The organism is Enterobacter sp. WP_7_1 (assembly GCF_003688535.1).
GTDB classification, from domain to species: domain Bacteria; phylum Pseudomonadota; class Gammaproteobacteria; order Enterobacterales; family Enterobacteriaceae; genus Enterobacter; species Enterobacter asburiae.
Map to the genome: position 1 here is coordinate 629,032 of NZ_REFK01000001.1, position 16,576 is coordinate 645,607.

The 16,576-nt window shown below is 58.0% G+C and carries 14 protein-coding genes; 5 read left to right on the forward strand and 9 right to left on the reverse strand.

The window, feature by feature from the left end; translation table 11 throughout:
• Nucleotides 1-41: 41 nt before the first annotated feature.
• Genes BJ885_RS03110 through poxB form a run of 3 tightly spaced genes read right to left on the reverse strand, consistent with a single transcriptional unit; the run spans nt 42 to nt 4,247 of the window.
• Nucleotides 42-1,478, reverse strand: coding sequence for an SDR family oxidoreductase (locus tag BJ885_RS03110; RefSeq protein ID WP_121931164.1), 1,437 nt, complete (start codon nt 1,476-1,478; stop codon nt 42-44).
• Nucleotides 1,479-1,488: 10 nt separating this feature from the next.
• Nucleotides 1,489-2,490 (reverse strand): low-specificity L-threonine aldolase, encoded by a 1,002-nt coding sequence (gene ltaE, locus BJ885_RS03115; RefSeq protein WP_047648197.1) that lies wholly within the window; start codon nt 2,488-2,490, stop codon nt 1,489-1,491.
• A 38-nt stretch (nt 2,491-2,528) separates the two neighbouring features.
• The gene (gene poxB, locus BJ885_RS03120; RefSeq protein WP_121931165.1) at nt 2,529-4,247 is read right to left on the reverse strand and encodes a ubiquinone-dependent pyruvate dehydrogenase; all 1,719 of its coding nucleotides are present in this window, start codon (nt 4,245-4,247) and stop codon (nt 2,529-2,531) included.
• Between the two features lie 150 nt (nt 4,248-4,397).
• On the opposite strand from poxB, the gene BJ885_RS03125 reads away from it, so the two are divergent.
• Entirely contained in the window at nt 4,398-4,832 is a 435-nt protein-coding gene (locus tag BJ885_RS03125) for a DoxX family protein (protein ID WP_029739477.1), read from the forward strand.
• A gap of 90 nt (nt 4,833-4,922) precedes the next feature.
• Here BJ885_RS03125 and hcr read toward each other — a convergent pair whose 3' ends face one another.
• The 4 genes from hcr to aqpZ all read right to left on the reverse strand — a co-directional run bounded on the left by hcr (nt 4,923) and on the right by aqpZ (nt 9,475).
• Nucleotides 4,923-5,891, reverse strand: a complete 969-nt coding sequence (gene hcr, locus BJ885_RS03130; RefSeq protein ID WP_121931166.1) for an NADH oxidoreductase — start codon at nt 5,889-5,891, stop codon at nt 4,923-4,925.
• Between the two features lie 10 nt (nt 5,892-5,901).
• A complete protein-coding gene (gene hcp, locus BJ885_RS03135; protein ID WP_121931167.1) occupies nt 5,902-7,554 on the reverse strand; it encodes a hydroxylamine reductase in 1,653 nt (550 codons plus the stop codon).
• Nucleotides 7,555-7,698: 144 nt separating this feature from the next.
• Nucleotides 7,699-8,598, reverse strand: coding sequence for a lysine exporter LysO family protein (locus tag BJ885_RS03140; protein ID WP_121931168.1), 900 nt, complete (start codon nt 8,596-8,598; stop codon nt 7,699-7,701).
• Between the two features lie 181 nt (nt 8,599-8,779).
• Entirely contained in the window at nt 8,780-9,475 is a 696-nt protein-coding gene (gene aqpZ / locus BJ885_RS03145; RefSeq protein ID WP_014883193.1) for an aquaporin Z, read from the reverse strand.
• 372 nt (nt 9,476-9,847) lie between these two features.
• Here aqpZ and BJ885_RS03150 point away from each other — a divergent pair, with 372 nt between their 5' ends.
• Complete coding sequence (locus BJ885_RS03150; protein ID WP_121931169.1) at nt 9,848-11,506, forward strand: ATP-dependent endonuclease; 1,659 nt, start codon at nt 9,848-9,850, stop codon at nt 11,504-11,506.
• Here BJ885_RS03150 and BJ885_RS03155 read toward each other — a convergent pair.
• Nucleotides 11,503-12,459 carry a VirK/YbjX family protein gene (locus tag BJ885_RS03155; protein WP_121931170.1) on the reverse strand — a complete coding sequence of 319 codons (957 nt, stop codon included), beginning with the start codon at nt 12,457-12,459 and terminating at the stop codon, nt 11,503-11,505. The two genes, BJ885_RS03150 and BJ885_RS03155, sit on opposite strands and share 4 nt — an antisense overlap.
• Before the next feature lie 159 nt (nt 12,460-12,618).
• Here BJ885_RS03155 and macA point away from each other — a divergent pair, with 159 nt between their 5' ends.
• Together macA and macB are read left to right on the forward strand one after the other, a co-directional pair.
• Nucleotides 12,619-13,734, forward strand: a complete 1,116-nt coding sequence (gene macA, locus BJ885_RS03160) for a macrolide transporter subunit MacA (RefSeq protein WP_032658226.1) — start codon at nt 12,619-12,621, stop codon at nt 13,732-13,734.
• The gene (gene macB, locus BJ885_RS03165; RefSeq protein ID WP_109846005.1) at nt 13,731-15,671 is read left to right on the forward strand and encodes a macrolide ABC transporter ATP-binding protein/permease MacB; all 1,941 of its coding nucleotides are present in this window, start codon (nt 13,731-13,733) and stop codon (nt 15,669-15,671) included. Before macA ends, macB begins: the two co-directional genes overlap by 4 nt.
• 70 nt (nt 15,672-15,741) lie before the next feature.
• Here macB and cspD read toward each other — a convergent pair whose 3' ends face one another.
• Nucleotides 15,742-15,963 carry a cold shock-like protein CspD gene (gene cspD, locus BJ885_RS03170; RefSeq protein ID WP_006809408.1) on the reverse strand — a complete coding sequence of 74 codons (222 nt, stop codon included), beginning with the start codon at nt 15,961-15,963 and terminating at the stop codon, nt 15,742-15,744.
• Between the two features lie 267 nt (nt 15,964-16,230).
• On the opposite strand from cspD, the gene clpS reads away from it, so the two are divergent.
• Nucleotides 16,231-16,551: an ATP-dependent Clp protease adapter ClpS gene (gene clpS / locus BJ885_RS03175; protein WP_006174393.1), complete on the forward strand. Its 321-nt coding sequence runs from the start codon at nt 16,231-16,233 to the stop codon at nt 16,549-16,551.
• The last annotated feature ends 25 nt before the right edge of the window (nt 16,552-16,576 follow it).

The following is a 16,576-nucleotide window of genomic DNA, read 5'->3' on the forward strand; positions in this document are numbered from 1 at the left end:
GGCGCTATGCAATGGGAAAGGTGAAAGAAAGAGAGTTTTATTTAGATCTTTTCCGTCTTTTGTTCTGCCCGTTGCGCAATCCGCTTTGCCATCCCGCGGAAGATAAACAGGTGTGCGGGGATCATCAACAGCCAGTAGAACAGACCCGGCATTCCGTGGGGATGCCACCAGGCGCGGACGTCCAGTTCACGACAATCGCCTTTGTCTTTCAGGGTAAAGCAGAGCCGGCCCAGCCCCGGGGCTTTCATGCCGAACAGCATCGCCAGCTGCTTTTCCGGCTCGACGATGATGACCTTCCAGCTGTCGACCGCATCGCCCACCTCAAGATACGGGCGTGCCGGGCGGCCTTTTGCCAGCCTGTGCCCCACCAGCAGATCCATTGCCCCGCGCGTTTGCCAGAGGATATTGCCGAAGAAATAACCGTCTTTGCCGCCAATCTGGTTCACCACTTCCCACAGCGCGGCCAGGCTGGCGTGGGTTTTCACCGTGCAGCCCGCCTGTTTCGGGTAATAGCCGTACTCCGGGCGCCAGCGGGCAAAGGCCTGGGCGTCGTAGCCCCAGTCGCTGGAGTTCACCAGCTGCTCTTCCTCTTTCAGCGTATTGCGCACGGCATCGTCAAAGCGGATCAGGTCCTGGGGAATGAGTGCCCTCAGCGCGCGATCGTCCGCCAGTAAATCGTGTTTGAGCCCCTGGATCAGCGCTTTGGCGGTCGTCGGCGGCACCGAGGTGATCACATTCAAAAACCACACCGAAATCCAGCGGGTTGGAAAGGGGATGGGGATCAGCCAGCGGCGGCGGCCGCTGACGCGCATGAAATGTTCGAACTGCTCCTGATAGCTCAGCACTTCAGGGCCTGCCGCCTCCAGCACGCGGTGCTGCTCCGCCGGGTGATCCAGCAGGGCCACCAGATAATGCAGTAAATTCTCCAGCGCAATCGGCGTGGTGCGCGAGCGCACCCAGCGCGGCGGCGTGAGTACCGGCAGGTTGTAGACCATATCGCGCATCACTTCGAAGGCGGCGGAGCCTGCACCGACGATGATCCCGGCGCGCAGTTCGGTGACGGGGATATTCGCCCCGCGCAGGGTTTCAGCCGTCAGCTGGCGGGCGCGCAGGTGATCGGACTGCTCGTGTTCAGGCGCCTGGAGCGAGCTTAAAAAAATGACCTGCTTCACCGGGGTTTGCAGCAGGGCATCGCGGACGTTCATCGCCACCTGACGCTCGTGGGCGATAAAATCCCCGCCTTCGCCCATGCTGTGCACCAGGTAGTAAAGCGTGTCGACCCCTTCCAGCAGCGCGGGAAGTTCCTTCGGCCAGTTGAGGTCAACGCTGTGGCAGGTGACGCCGGGCAAGCTGAGTTTTTGCAGGCGTTCGGTGTTGCGTGCCGCTGCCAGCACCCGGTGTCCCTGCTGGCTTAACGCAGCGGTGAGATGCTGACCGATATACCCGCTGGCGCCGAGCACCAGAATGCGTTGCGGCACGTGATGCTCCTTATCGCTGTAAAAACGCCTGCCAGTGTTTCACCACGTCCGCCAGCTGTTCGCGGCTCACGTCGAGATGCATAACCAGGCGCACGACAGGTGAGGCGTTGATCAGCACGCCACGTGATTTCATAAATTCGCCCAGCGCGGCGGCGCGATCGTCGCCCACGCGAACAAACAGCATGTTGGTGTCGTGGCGCATCACGTCGGCGCCAATTTCGCGCAGCTGCGTAGCCATCCACGCGGCGTTGTCGTGATCGTCCTTCAGGCGCGCCACGTTGTTTTTCAGGGCATACAGCCCGGCCGCCGCCAGAATACCCGCCTGACGCATGCCGCCGCCGGTCATTTTGCGCCAGCGGTTGGCGCGCTTGATGTAGTCCGCGTTGCCCACCAGCAGAGAGCCCACCGGCGTGCCCAGACCTTTAGAGAGGCAGATGGTGAACGAGTCGCAGTATTGCGCAATCTCTTTCAGCTCGCAGCCATACTCCACGATGGCGTTAAAGATACGCGCGCCGTCAACGTGCAGGCCGAGCCCGCGCTCGCGGGTGAATTCCCACGCTGCTTTCAGGTATTCGCGCGGCAGCACTTTGCCGTTGTGGGTGTTTTCGAGGCTGAGCAGCCGGGTGCGGGCGAAGTGAATATCGTCGGCTTTGATTTTCGCCGCGACCTTATCGAGCGGCAGGGAGCCGTCCGGCGCGGCGTCAATCGGCTGCGGCTGAATGCTGCCGAGCACCGCGGCACCGCCTGCTTCATACAGATAGTTATGCGCGCCCTGGCCGACGATATACTCTTCCCCGCGCTCGCAGTGGCTGAGGAGCGCCACCAGGTTAGCCTGCGTACCGGTTGGCAGGAACAGGGCGGCCTCCTTGCCGCTCAGTTCAGCCGCGTAGCGCTGCAGTTCGTTGACCGTCGGGTCATCGCCGTAGACGTCGTCCCCGACCGGGGCGGCCATCATCTCTTCGAGCATGGCGCGGCTCGGGCGGGTTACGGTATCACTGCGTAAATCGATCATGGCATGTTCTTATTATTAAAAAGGCGATGCCAGATGTTTTACCTGAGCCAGTTGGTTTTTGCCAGTTCGATCACCTCATCGCCGCGTCCGCTGATGATAGCGCGCAGCATATACAGGCTAAAGCCTTTGGCCTGTTCCAGCTTGATCTGCGGCGGGATCGCCAGCTCTTCTTTGGCGACGACGACATCCACCAGCACCGGACCGTCGATGGAAAACGCGCGCTGCAGGGCTTCATCCATCTCTGAGGCTTTCTCCACGCGAATACCGGTGATGCCGCAGGCCTCGGCGATGCGCGCGAAGTTGGTGTCGTGCAGCTCGGTGCCGTCCGTCAGGTAGCCTCCGGCCTTCATCTCCATCGCCACGAAGCCCAGCACGCTGTTGTTGAAGACCACAATTTTCAGCGGGAGCTTCATCTGCACCACCGACAGGAAATCCCCCATCAGCATGCTGAACCCGCCGTCGCCGCACATCGCCACCACCTGACGCTCCGGGGCCGTCGCTTTTGCGCCCAGCGCCTGCGGCATGGCGTTGGCCATCGAGCCGTGGTTAAACGAGCCGAGCAGGCGGCGCTTGCCGTTCATCTTCAGATAGCGTGCCGCCCAGACGGTTGGCGTGCCCACGTCGCAGGTAAAGATGGCGTCGTCGTCCGCGAAATGGCTGATCTGCTGCGCCAGATACTGCGGGTGAATGGCTTTGTCGCTCGGTTTGGCGAGGTCGTCCAGCCCCTTGCGGGCGTCGCGATAGTCGCTCAGGGCCTTATCAAGGAACTTGCGGTCCGTTTTTTCTTCCAGCAGCGGCAGCAGGGCGGAAAGGGTAGATTTGATGTCGCCCACCAGCGCCATATCGACCTTGCTGTGCGCGCCGATGCTGGCCGGGTTGATATCAATCTGAATGATTTTGGCATCCGCCGGATAGAACGGACGATACGGGAACTGGGTGCCGAGCAGGATCAGCGTGTCGGTGTTCATCATGGTGTGGAAGCCGCTGGAGAAACCGATCAGCCCGGTCATCCCCACGTCGTAAGGGTTGTCGTACTCGACGTGCTCTTTACCGCGCAGGGCGTGGACAATCGGCGATTTCAACTTACCGGCAAATTCAAGCAGCTCCTTGTGGGCGCCCGCGCAGCCGCTGCCGCACATCAGGGCGATATTGCTGGAGTAACGCAGCAGCTGCGCCAGCTTTTTCAGCTCCTCTTCGGCAGGCGTTACCACGGGCTGTGGGGCGTGATACCAGTGGGTGCTGGCCCCTTCCGGCGCGGCCTTGAGGGCCACATCGCCCGGGATAACGACCACAGAAACGCCGCGGTTCAGCACGGCCTTGCGCATGGCGATCGCCAGCACCTGCGGGATCTGCTCCGGGGATGAAACCAGCTCGCAATAGTGGCTGCATTCACGGAACAGCTCCTGCGGATGCGTCTCCTGAAAATAGCCGCTGCCGATTTCGGAAGAGGGGATATGGGCGGCAATCGCCAGCACCGGCACGTGATTGCGGTGACAGTCGAACAGCCCGTTGATCAGATGCAGGTTGCCGGGACCGCACGAGCCCGCACACACGGCCAGTTCCCCCGTTAGCTGTGCTTCAGCGCCTGCGGCGAAGGCGGCAACCTCTTCATGGCGGGTGGGCATCCATTCGATAGTCTTCATCTTGTTGAGGCTGTCGCTAAGTCCGTTCAGGGAATCGCCGGTTACGCCCCAGATACGTTTCACGCCAGCCTGTTCGAGCGTTTTCGCTATATATGCAGCCACGGTTTGTTTCATGGTTGTCCGTCTCCTTTTGTGATTTCGCTTACAAGCTTAGAAGAAAGTCTCCGTATTGCCCGTCGCATCCCCCCAATTAAAAGGTGCTTTTCACGCGCAATTATTCGGCATAATCTGGTGGTGTCTCGGTGAAAACAGGAGTAATTTCAAATGGTTAAATCATTGTTAATTGCTGTTAATGAAAAGCTATCGTGCGACGATCTTGGCAAACTCTTGTTACGACTTGCCGTCGGCGGGCTGATGCTTTTTCACGGTTTGCACAAGCTTTTTGGCGGCGTGGGCTTTATTAGCGGCATGCTGGTGGAAAAAGGGCTGCCGGGATTTATCGCCTACGGCGTGTTGGTTGGCGAGGTGGTGGCACCGGTTCTGATTATTGTCGGGCTCTTTACGCGTCCGGCCGCGCTGGTGCTGGCCTTTACGATGATTGTGGCGTGGCTGATGGTGGGAATGGGTGAAACGCTCGCCCTCGATAAGGTAGGCGCATGGGCGATTGAAAGCCTGGTGTACTTCTTTATCGGCTCGCTGGCGGTCGCGTTTTTAGGCGCAGGGCGGTTTGCGCTGGGTAAAGCGCCCGCATGGCGGTAGGGTTGTTGTAGGTCGGGTAAACGTAGCGCCACCCGACAAAAAGCCCGGTGGCGCTAGCGCTTACCGGGCCTACGATCGAACGTTTAACCCTTATGCGAGGACCAGATCGCCCTGCGGGTGGCACGAGCACGCCAGCACGTAACCCTCGGCAATTTCCGCGTCGGACAGCGTCATGGTGCTGGTGACGGTATACTCTCCCGAAACCACCTTCGTCTTACAGCAGCCGCACACGCCCGCGCGGCAGGCCGCCGCTACCGGCACCTTGTTGCTTTCCAGCGCCTCCAGCAGCGTGGTCCCTACGCGGCCAAAGAAGGTCTGCGCAGGCTGCAGCTTGGTGAACTTCACGCCGCTGGTTGCGGCTTCCGCCACCGGCGTGAAGAACTGCTCTTTGAAGAAGCGGGTCACGCCAAGCGCTTTCACCTCTTTCTCGACGATATCCATGTAAGGCGCCGGGCCACAGGTCATCACGGTGCGGTTCGCCATATCCGGCACGCTTTGCAGCAGCTCGCGGCTCAGGCGACCGGGCACAAAGCCGTGGGTCGCGTTGTGCTCCGCCACCAGCGTCACTGGATAATCACGCCACTCCTCGGCAAAAATCACGTCTTCCGGGGAACGTACGCTGAAAATAACCTGCACGTCGGCCAGCGGGCGGTTCTTCGCCAGCCAGCGGCGCATCGACATAATCGGCGTTACGCCACAGCCCGCCGCCAGCAGCAGGAATTTATCGTCTGCTTTGTCGTCACAGGTGAAATCACCCTGCGCGTCAGACAGCCAGATATAATCCCCGCGCTTCACGTCCTGCGTCAGCCACTGCGAGCCCGCGCCGTCCTCAATGCGGCGGACGGTGAGCGTAATGTACTCGCTCACCCCCGGCGTTGAGGAGATCGTGTAGGCGCGCAGGGTGTCCGCCGAGTTGCGAACGCTGACCAGCGCGTACTGGCCTGCACGGTACGGATAGTAGTCATGGCACAGCAGCGACAGCGTCCACACATCCGGCGTCTCCTGATGGATGTGATGAACCTGCATCCGCCACGGACATTGTGAGGTTGGGATGGTCATGAATAACTCCTTACGCGCTCAGCAGCTGTTTCATATCATCTTCAACGTTGGTCACGGAACGCAGGCCGAATTTCTCGTTCAGCACCGCCAGCAGGTCCGGCGTCAGGAAGCCTGGCGCGGTCGGGCCGGTCACGATGTTAGTGACGCCGAGAGAGAGCAGGGTCAGCAGGATGACAATCGCTTTCTGCTCGAACCATGACAGCACCAGCGACAGCGGCAGGTCGTTCACGCCGCAGCCCAGTTTCTCCGCCAGGGTGACCGCCAGAATGATGGCCGAGTAAGCATCGTTACACTGGCCCGCATCGATCAGGCGCGGCAGACCTTCGATCTCGCCGAAGTCCAGCTTGTTGAAACGGTATTTGCCGCACGCCAGGGTCAGGATCAGGCAGTCTTCCGGCACGCTGGTGGCGAAATCGGTGAAGTAGTTACGCTCGCCGCGCGCGCCGTCGCAGCCGCCGACGAGGAAAATGTGGCGCAGCTTTTCACGGCTGACGAGATCGATCAGCGAATCAGCGGCGCCGAGCAGGGTTTCACGACCAAAGCCGACGGTAATGAGGTGCGGGATCTCGCTGTACGGGAAGCCTGCCATCTGCTGCGCCTGGGCGATAACCGGACCGAAATCGTCACCTTCAAGATGGCTCACGCCAGGCCAGCCGACGATGCTGCGGGTCCAGATGCGGTCATCATACGCGCCGACGGTAGGGTCGATGATGCAGTTAGAGGTCATCACGATAGGGCCAGGGAAGCGGGCAAACTCCACCTGCTGGTTCTGCCAGCCGCTGCCGTAGTTACCGATCAGATGCTTAAATTTACGCAGCTCCGGGTAGCCGTGCGCCGGGAGCATTTCGCCGTGGGTATAGACGTTAACGCCGGTGCCTTCGGTTTGCTTCAGCAGGTTGTAGAGATCTTTCAGGTCGTGACCGGAAATCAGGATGCACTTGCCTTCGGTCGCCTTGACGTTGACCTGAGTCGGCGTCGGGTGGCCGTAGGTGCTGGTTTCACCGGCATCCAGAATGCTCATCACGCGGAAGTTCATCTGACCGATTTCCATTGAGCATTCCAGCAGCGCGTTCATATCGGCAGGCCAGGTGCCCAGCCACGCCATGATTTTGTGGTACTGCGCATAAATCTCATTGTCGTACTGACCCAGAACGTGCGCGTGTTCCATATAGGCCGCAGCGCCTTTCAGTCCGTACAGGCACAGCAGGCGCAGGCCGAGAATGTTCTCGCCAATCGCCGCTTTGTCTTTATTCGGGGTGAACTCTGCCGCCTGACGCTGAAGCTCGCCGAGATCGTCGCTGACCAGCTGCAGTTCAGACATCGGGTTTTCCACGCGCGCGCCGGCATCCGCCTTCAGGCACTGGGCTTTCAGCGCTTCACGCAGGGCAATAGCTTCGCGGGCATAGCCGACAATGCGCGGGGAATCGAAGTTAACGTTGGTCAGCGTGGAGAAAAAGGCGCGCGGGGCGAAGCTGTCGACGTAGTGGTCGACAATACCGTATTCGCGCGCTTTGAACGCCCATGCGGAAAGGCCTTGCAGGGCGGCAATCAGCAGGTCCTGCAGGTCAGATGTTTCTGCGGTTTTGCCGCACATACCCTGTGCGTAAGAGCAGCCATTGCCTGCCGGGGTACGGATGGTTTGTTCACATTGCACACAAAACATAATCACACCTGTTAAAGTTATATTTGATATACATGTTTAAGGTTATGCCTGTGCCAGAACGGAGAAAAGGGCTTTCTGCTACAAAATAGAGGGAGATTGATTTAGCGCAATTTTGGCGGCAGGAAACCTACCGCCAAAGAAGTATCAGGCAGAGAAGAAGGCCATCATGATCGGAACCAGCAGACTTAAAATAAAGCCGTGCACGATAGCCGCGGGCACCATCTCCAGCCCCCCGGAGCGCTGGAGTACCGGCAGGGTAAAGTCCATCGACGTTGCGCCGCACAGGCCCAGCGCGGTAGAACGACTGCGGCGAACCAGGCCTGGGATCAGCATGATGGCAATCAGCTCGCGCGCCAGATCGTTAAAGAAGGCGGCGCTGCCGATCACCGGGCCGAATGATTCAGTCAGCAGAATACCGGAGAGCGAATACCAGCCAAAACCTGACGCCATCGCCAGGCCGGTTTTCAGCGGCAGATCGAGAATAAAGGCATTAATGACGCCCGCCACCATTGAACTGGCGACAACAATCACCGCAACCATCATTCCCCGACGGTTCAGGACAATTTGTTTCAGCGTCATGCCATTATTTCGCAGCTGAATACCAATCAGGAACAGCAGGAAGATCAGCGTATATTCACTGGCCTCTGTCGCGTGCTGTAAAAATGCCCAACCGGTCAGCCCAAGAAGAAAACCGAGCACCACGACGCCGCATAATTTTAATGATTCAAGCGCCATTGCAATTCGAGAAGGGAGCTTTTCCTGATGATGGTGATTTTTCCATGGAATAGTGCGTTCCAGCCACAGCAGCGCGGCAATATTGCACAGCAAAATAACCACCACGGTGACGACAGAATAATGGAGGATGGAGAGTAAATTCGCCGACAGGTTGTCCAAAAATGCCAGGCTAATCCCCATAAAGAAAAGAATAACGTAGACAATCCAGCTCAGGAATCGATTAATGAGCCTTAATGCGGATTCACGATGCAGCGGAATAAGATAGCCCACGATCAAGGGCAGCAAAATGATGAGGAGTCCTGAAAACATGAACAGCCGGTCCTTTTTAGTATCGGTTAAGCGCCAGTGACACTACCCAATAAAGGCTGTTCAGTAAAGCGGCAAAATAAAGCCGGGTGGCGGCTGCGCCTTACCCGGCTTGTGTCAATGTGGGGTGTGCGGCCTGTGGCCCTCACCCCGGCCCTCTCCCACGGGGAGAGGGAGGGAAAGATTAATCGCGTTTTTCCAGCAGGGTGCGATACAGCACGCCGCCCAGGATACCGCCGATAATTGGCATTACCCAGAACAGCCACAGCTGCTCAAGCGCCCAGCCGCCCTGGAAGATGGCGACGGCGGTGCTGCGTGCCGGGTTAACGGAGGTATTGGTGACCGGAATAGAAATCAGGTGGATCAGCGTCAGCGCCAGACCAATCGCAATCGGGGCAAAACCGGCCGGTGCGTGTTTGTCCGTTGCGCCGTGGATCACCAGCAGGAAGCCAGCGGTCAGCACAATTTCAATCACGATGGCAGACAGCATGGAGTAGCCGCCCGGAGAGTGTTCGCCGAAGCCGTTAGAGGCAAAGCCGCTGGCCGCCGCGTCGAAGCCGGCTTTACCGCTGGCAATCACGTACAGAACGCCTGCCGCAATAATACCGCCAACTACCTGCGCCACAATGTAGCCAATTACGTCTTTCGCCGGGAAACGGCCGCCCGCCCATAAACCTAACGTCACTGCCGGGTTAAAATGACCGCCGGAAATATGTCCCACGGCAAACGCCATGGTTAATACGGTTAAACCAAACGCCAGTGCGACGCCGACAAAACCGATACCTAATTCCGGGAATGCTGCTGCCAGAACGGCGCTACCGCAGCCACCAAATACCAGCCAGAATGTACCAAAGCATTCTGCTGCCAATTTTCTAAACATAACCACCTCAAATAATTATCCGCACGCATTCCCGCGTGCGGGATATATCGCCATAAAGGGATGACGACTCAAAGAGCCCGTATTTTAAAAACCAACAACACCCCTTCGCCACTTAAATAAATTCGATTAATTTGATTTAAGGCAATGTGATGTCAATCCTTGTTCAAACTGGAGGTAAATAGAGCATAGTCCAATTTGCGGGCGGTAGTATCTTGCGAGATGAGGGTTATTTCAAATGAAACCTGATGGATAAATTCTGAATTTTTCGTACTTCCGCCAGGTTATGGAGGCGGATTGCAGTGTCAAGCCTGTATGCATCCCGCTATACTGCTGATTACTTGAAGGAAAAAGTGATCATTTGTCGGGGGATTTATGCTTCTCGAACGTGTGGAAATTGTCGGGTTTCGCGGTATTAACCGTCTGTCGCTGCAGCTGGAGCAGAACAACGTCCTGATCGGCGAGAACGCGTGGGGTAAGTCCAGCCTGCTGGATGCGTTGACGCTACTGCTTTCGCCCGAAGACGATCTGTATCACTTCGTCCGCGACGATTTCTGGTTCCCGCCCGGCGACGTGACGGAGCGCGAGAAGCACCTGCATATCATCCTGACGTTCCGCGAATCCGAGCCCGGACGTCACCGCGTGCGTCGCTTCCGCCCGCTGTCACCCTGTTGGGTGCCGTGCGACGACGGTTTCCACCGGATTTTCTATCGGCTGGAAGGGGAGATGGCGGAGAACGAGGGGGTACTCACCCTGCGTGATTTTCTCGATGAGAAAGCCAACCCGATCCCGCTGGACAATATCGACGATCTTGCCCGTCACCTGATCCGCCTGACGCCGGTGTTACGCCTGCGCGATGCGCGTTTTATGCGGCGTATTCGTAACGGAACCGTACCCAATATGCCGGAAGTGGAGGTCACCGCCCGCGAGCTGGATTTTCTGGCCAGAGAGCTGGTGTCGCGTCCGCAGAATCTGACCGATGGTCAAATCCGACAGGGGTTGTCCGCAATGGTGCAACTCCTGGAGCACTATTTTTCCGAGCAGGGAACCTCGGAGTCGCGCCACCGTCTGATGCGCCGCCGCTCTCATGATGAGCAGCGAAGCTGGCGTTACCTCGACATCATTAACCGGATGATCGACCGGCCCGGCGGTCGTACCCATCGGGTGATTCTGCTGGGGCTGTTTTCTACGCTTCTGCAGGCCAAAGGCACCGTTCGTCTTGACCGGGACGCCCGGCCGCTGCTGCTGGTGGAAGACCCGGAAACGCGCCTGCATCCCATCATGCTCTCCGTGGCCTGGCATCTGCTGAATCTGCTGCCGCTCCAGCGCATTACGACCACCAATTCCGGAGAGTTATTATCGCTGACGCCGGTAGAACACGTCTGTCGCCTGGTGCGTGAATCCTCCCGCGTCTCCGCTTTCCGGCTTGGGCCGGGCGGTTTGAATGCGGAAGACGGGCGGCGCATCGCGTTTCATATTCGCTTTAATCGGGCGTCGTCGCTCTTTGCCCGCTGCTGGCTGCTGGTGGAGGGGGAAACGGAAACCTGGGTCATCAACGAGCTGGCGCGCCAGTGCGGCCACCATTTTGATGCGGAAGGCATTAAGGTGATTGAATTCGCCCAGTCGGGATTAAAGCCGCTAATAAAATTTGCCCGCCGGATGGGGATCGAGTGGCACGTGCTGGTAGACGGTGATGAGGCGGGTAAAAAATATGCCTCGACCGTGCGGAGCCTGCTGAATAACGAGCGCGAGGAAGAGCGCGATCATTTAACCATGCTCCCCGCGATGGACATGGAACACTTTATGTATCGTCAGGGGTTCGACGACGTCTTCCACCGCATTGCCATGGTGCCGGTCGATGTCCCGATGAACATGCGGCGGGTGATCGCCAAAGCCATTCACCGTTCGTCAAAACCGGATTTAGCCATTGAAGTGGCGACGGAAGCGGGTAGGCGGGGCGTGGAGGCGGTACCGACCCTGCTGCGGAAGATGTTCTCCCGCGTGCTGTGGCTGGCACGCGGGAAAGCGGATTAGCGTTGGGTCGCCTGTTTCATCTGCTGAATCAGGCTATCCAGCAGCGCGTAGCGGCGGCGATATTCGGCGCGTTTTTTGCTGGCGATCTCTTCCATCGGTTTACGCGGCATGACGAGCGGCAGCATAAAATTACCGTTGTCCTGTTTTTCACCGCCGATGGAGAGCCAGAAACTGTCGTAATCGGCCAACAGTTTGCCCTCTTTTTTCTTGCGGTAGCGCCAGCTGCGATAAATATGGGTATCGTTACTGACGGCGACAATCTGCTCTACCGGGAACGCGGCGCCGAGCGTCATTGCGGCCTCGACCAGCAGACGTTTCGGGAACAGACCGTGGCAGGCTTTCGTCGCTCCCTGGATCAGCTCATGGGGAACATGCGCTTTTGCGCCCTGCAAACCGCCAATGAACAGCGTCGATTTTCCCTCAAACTGGCACAGCGTAAAGGTCATCTCCGCCAGCGCCGTATTTTGACCGTCACAGAAAACGAGGGTAGCTTCTCCCTCTTTATCCATAAACGCGTCGGCACACAGGCGGACGCTAAATTGCTGTTCATCTTTTCCGGTTAAGGTCAGCAGAGTCACGCCCTGTTTTGAAAGGTAACCATGAGTCAGCGTCGCCGGGAGCTGACGACACATCGTCTGATAGTGCCAGGACAGCGATTCCAGCGCACGCTGCCGATCCATATTGACTGTCAGCCACGGGCGATGAAGGCGGCAGGGCAGCCCTGGCTGAACCTGGAGCATTTGCATCAGGTGCGGATGTTTCGCAAGATCAGACAGCAGGCGAGCAGTGCTGAGCGGTGTCGCCAGTGAACGCAGCATGAACTTGCGTCGATAGGCGGTTTTTTCCCATGCCAGCCCGGGTGCGATCTCACCGAAAGCCAGGTTTTTGAACAGCTGCCAGCCGGATTTTGGCTGCGGCAGGTTTGAAAGTGATGTATCGACGATAGAAGACATGGTAGATCCTGATCCTTTTGGAATATCGCTATTTCAGCAGGAGAAATGTCAACATCTCGTAAACAAATTAGGACGATTTCGGAGAACAGGGCTTTCGTTGAAGAGTCGTTTAGTTAGAATCAACGCTTATCATTGCCAGAACATTTATTTGGAATATTTATGAACCTCAAGGGAAAACGCAGAACGCTGTTTCTGCTGCTGGCGGTCGTGGTTTTAGCCGGTGGATACTGGCTATGGCAGGTGCTGAATGCGCCGGTGCCGCAGTATCAGACGCTGATTGTTCGCCCGGGCGAACTGCAGCAAAACGTCCTCGCGACGGGCAAGCTTGACGCGCTGCGCAAGGTTGACGTCGGCGCTCAGGTCAGCGGCCAGCTGAAAACGCTGTCGGTTGAGATTGGCGACAAGGTGAAAAAAGGCCAGCTGCTCGGCGTTATCGATCCTGAGCAGGCTGAGAACCAGATTCGCGAGGTGGAAGCCACGCTGATGGAGCTGCGCGCGCAGCGTGCGCAGGCGCTGGCAGAACGTAACCTGGCCCAGGTGACGCTGACTCGTCAGCAGGCGCTGGCCAAAACCCAGGCTATTTCGAAACAGGATTTAGATACTGCCACCACTGAACTGGCGGTGAAACAGGCGCAGATTGGCACGATTGACGCGCAGATCAAACGCAATCAGGCCTCGCTGGATACGGCAAAAACCAACCTCGATTACACCAAAATCGTCGCGCCGATGGCGGGCGAAGTCACCCAGATCACCACGCTGCAGGGCCAGACGGTGATTGCCGCGCAGCAGGCGCCAAATATTCTGACGTTGGCTGACATGAGCACCATGCTGGTCAAAGCCCAGGTCTCAGAGGCGGATGTGATCCATCTTAAGCCGGGACAGAACGCCTGGTTTACGGTGCTTGGCGACCCGCAGACGCGCTACGAAGGCGTGCTGAAAGACATTCTGCCGACGCCGGAAAAAGTGAACGACGCTATCTTCTACTATGCCCGCTTCGAAGTACCCAACCCGCAGGGCGTGTTGCGTCTGGACATGACCGCACAGGTGCATATCCAGCTGACCGGCGTGAAGAACGTGCTGACCATTCCGCTCTCTGCGCTCGGTGAATCCGCCGGGGAGAGCCGTTATAAAGTGAAAGTGCTGCGCAACGGCGAAACGCGCGAGCGCGAGGTGGTGATTGGCGCGCGCAACGACACCGACGTGGTTGTGGTGAAAGGGCTGGAAGAGGGCGAGGAGGTTGTTGTCAGCGAAAGCCTGCCCGGAGCCGCTAAATGACGGCGCTGCTTGAGCTAAATAACATTCGTCGCAGCTATCCTTCTGGCGACGGTCCGGTGGAGGTGCTGAAGGGCATCTCCCTGCGCGTGGAAGCGGGCGAGATGGTGGCCATTGTCGGCGCGTCGGGTTCCGGTAAATCGACGCTGATGAACATTCTCGGCTGCCTGGATAAACCGACCAGCGGGACCTATCGCGTGGCCGGGACGGATGTCTCCACGCTGGACGGCGACGCGCTGGCGAAGCTGCGCCGGGAACACTTCGGCTTTATCTTCCAGCGTTATCACCTGCTTTCTCACCTTAACGCGGCCCAGAACGTGGAAGTGCCTGCGGTGTATGCGGGCGTCGAGCGTAAAAAGCGCCTTGAGCGCGCGCAGATGCTGCTGACGCGTCTGGGACTGGCGGAGCGGGTGGAGTACCAGCCCTCGCAGCTGTCCGGCGGCCAGCAGCAGCGCGTGAGTATTGCCCGCGCCCTGATGAACGGCGGGCAGGTGATCCTCGCGGATGAACCGACCGGCGCGCTCGACAGCCATTCCGGCGAAGAGGTGATGGCGATCCTCCATCAGCTTCGCGATCAGGGGCACACGGTGATTATCGTTACCCACGATCCGCAGGTGGCGGCGCAGGCGGAACGCATTATTGAGATCCACGACGGCGAGCTGGTCAGCAACCCGCCGCCGCGTGAGTCCAGGGCTGCGGCGCCGAAAGAAGCGCTACCGGCATCAACCGGCTGGGGACAGTTCTCCAGCGGCTTTCGCGAGGCGCTGACCATGGCCTGGCTGGCGATGGCGGCCAACAAAATGCGCACCCTGCTGACGATGCTCGGCATCATCATCGGTATCGCCTCTGTGGTGTCGATCGTGGTGGTGGGCGACGCGGCCAAGCAGCTGGTGCTGGCCGATATCCGCGCCATCGGCACCAATACCATTGACGTCTATCCCGGCAAAGACTTTGGCGACGACGAGCCGCAGTATCAGCAGGCGCTGAAGTACGACGATCTGGCGGCGATTCAGAAGCAGCCGTGGGTGAACTCCGCCACGCCTGCGGTTTCGCAGAACCTGCGTCTGCGCGTGGGCAACGTTGACGTGGCCGCCAGCGCTAACGGCGTCAGCGGAGACTATTTCAACGTCTACGGCATGACCTTCAGCGAAGGCGCCACCTTCAACGCCGAGCAGCTGGCGGGCAGGGCGCAGGTGGTGGTGCTGGACGCGAACTCGCGCAGGCAGCTCTTCCCCAATAAAGCCAGCGTGGTTGGCGAAGTGATCCTGGTCGGTAACATGCCTGCCACGGTCATCGGCGTGGCGGAAGAGAAGCAGTCGATGTTCGGCAGCAGCAAGATCCTGCGCGTCTGGCTGCCCTACACCACCATCTCAGGGCGGATTATGGGGCAGTCCTGGCTCAACTCCATCACCGTGCGCGTGAAGGAGGGCTACGACAGTGCGCTGGCCGAACAGCAGCTTGAACGGCTGTTAACCCTGCGCCACGGGAAGAAAGATTTCTTCACCTGGAATATGGACGGCCTCTTGAAAACGGCGGAAAAGACCACACGTACTCTTCAGCTGTTCCTCACGCTGGTGGCGGTGATCTCGCTGGTCGTCGGCGGCATCGGGGTGATGAATATCATGCTGGTGTCGGTAACCGAGCGCACCCGGGAGATCGGCATCCGCATGGCGGTCGGCGCCCGGGCCAGCGACGTGCTGCAGCAGTTTTTGATTGAAGCGGTTCTGGTGTGTCTGGTCGGCGGGGCGATGGGCATTGCGCTCTCGATGATGATCGCGTTTGCACTCCAGCTCTTTTTACCCGGCTGGGAGATTGGTTTCTCGCCGGTCGCCATTATCACCGCGTTTTTGTGTTCGACCTTTACCGGCATTTTGTTTGGCTGGTTGCCCGCCCGCAACGCGGCGCGGCTGGATCCGGTGGACGCGCTGGCTCGGGAATAACCCGAAAATAAAAATGCCAGCCGATCGGGCTGGCATTTTGACTGCGGGATGTACACAATAAAACAGAGAGCTATGCAACCGTCTCTGCTTCAACGGGTACGATTAGGCTGGCATGATTGCCTTTTGGTCCCTGATGTACATCGAACCGGACGGACTGCCCGGCTTTGAGCGTTCTGTAACCATCCATCTGAATGGTGGAATAGTGAGCGAAGATATCCTCGCCGCCGCCTTCGGGGCAGATGAAGCCAAACCCTTTGGCGTTGTTGAACCACTTAACAGTACCCATTTCCATGCTTCGACATCCTTCGTAAATCTTATAAGTTAAGATGGAATGAACCGGTGGTGGAGTGGGGGCTGTTCAAAACCTCGCCATCTCACGCTTGTACAATTTAGAGAAACGAAAGAAGTCGTCAAGCGTTTGGCGCTGGAGATGGGACAATAATCAACCAAAGTTTGAAGCAGTTAACGCTATTGCAACAGTTTGTGACAGACATCGCGGATGACAGTAATAGATGATTGTTATCTAACATCTGAGGTAGATTCAAAGTGGTTATGCATAATGGGTAAGACCAACGATTGGCTGGATTTTGACCAGCTGGCGGAAGATAAAGTGCGCGATGCGCTAAAACCGCCATCTATGTATAAAGTTATGTTAATGAACGATGATTACACGCCGATGGAATTTGTTATTGACGTGCTACAAAAGTTCTTTTCTTATGATGTAGAACGTGCAACGCAACTGATGCTTACCGTTCATTATCGTGGCAAAGCTATCTGCGGCATCTTCACAGCCGAAGTGGCGGAAACCAAAGTAGCGATGGTGAACGACTATGCGAGGGAGAACGAGCATCCGTTGCTGTGTACGCTGGAAAAGGCCTGATAAGGCATAAAATTGGGGGAGGTGC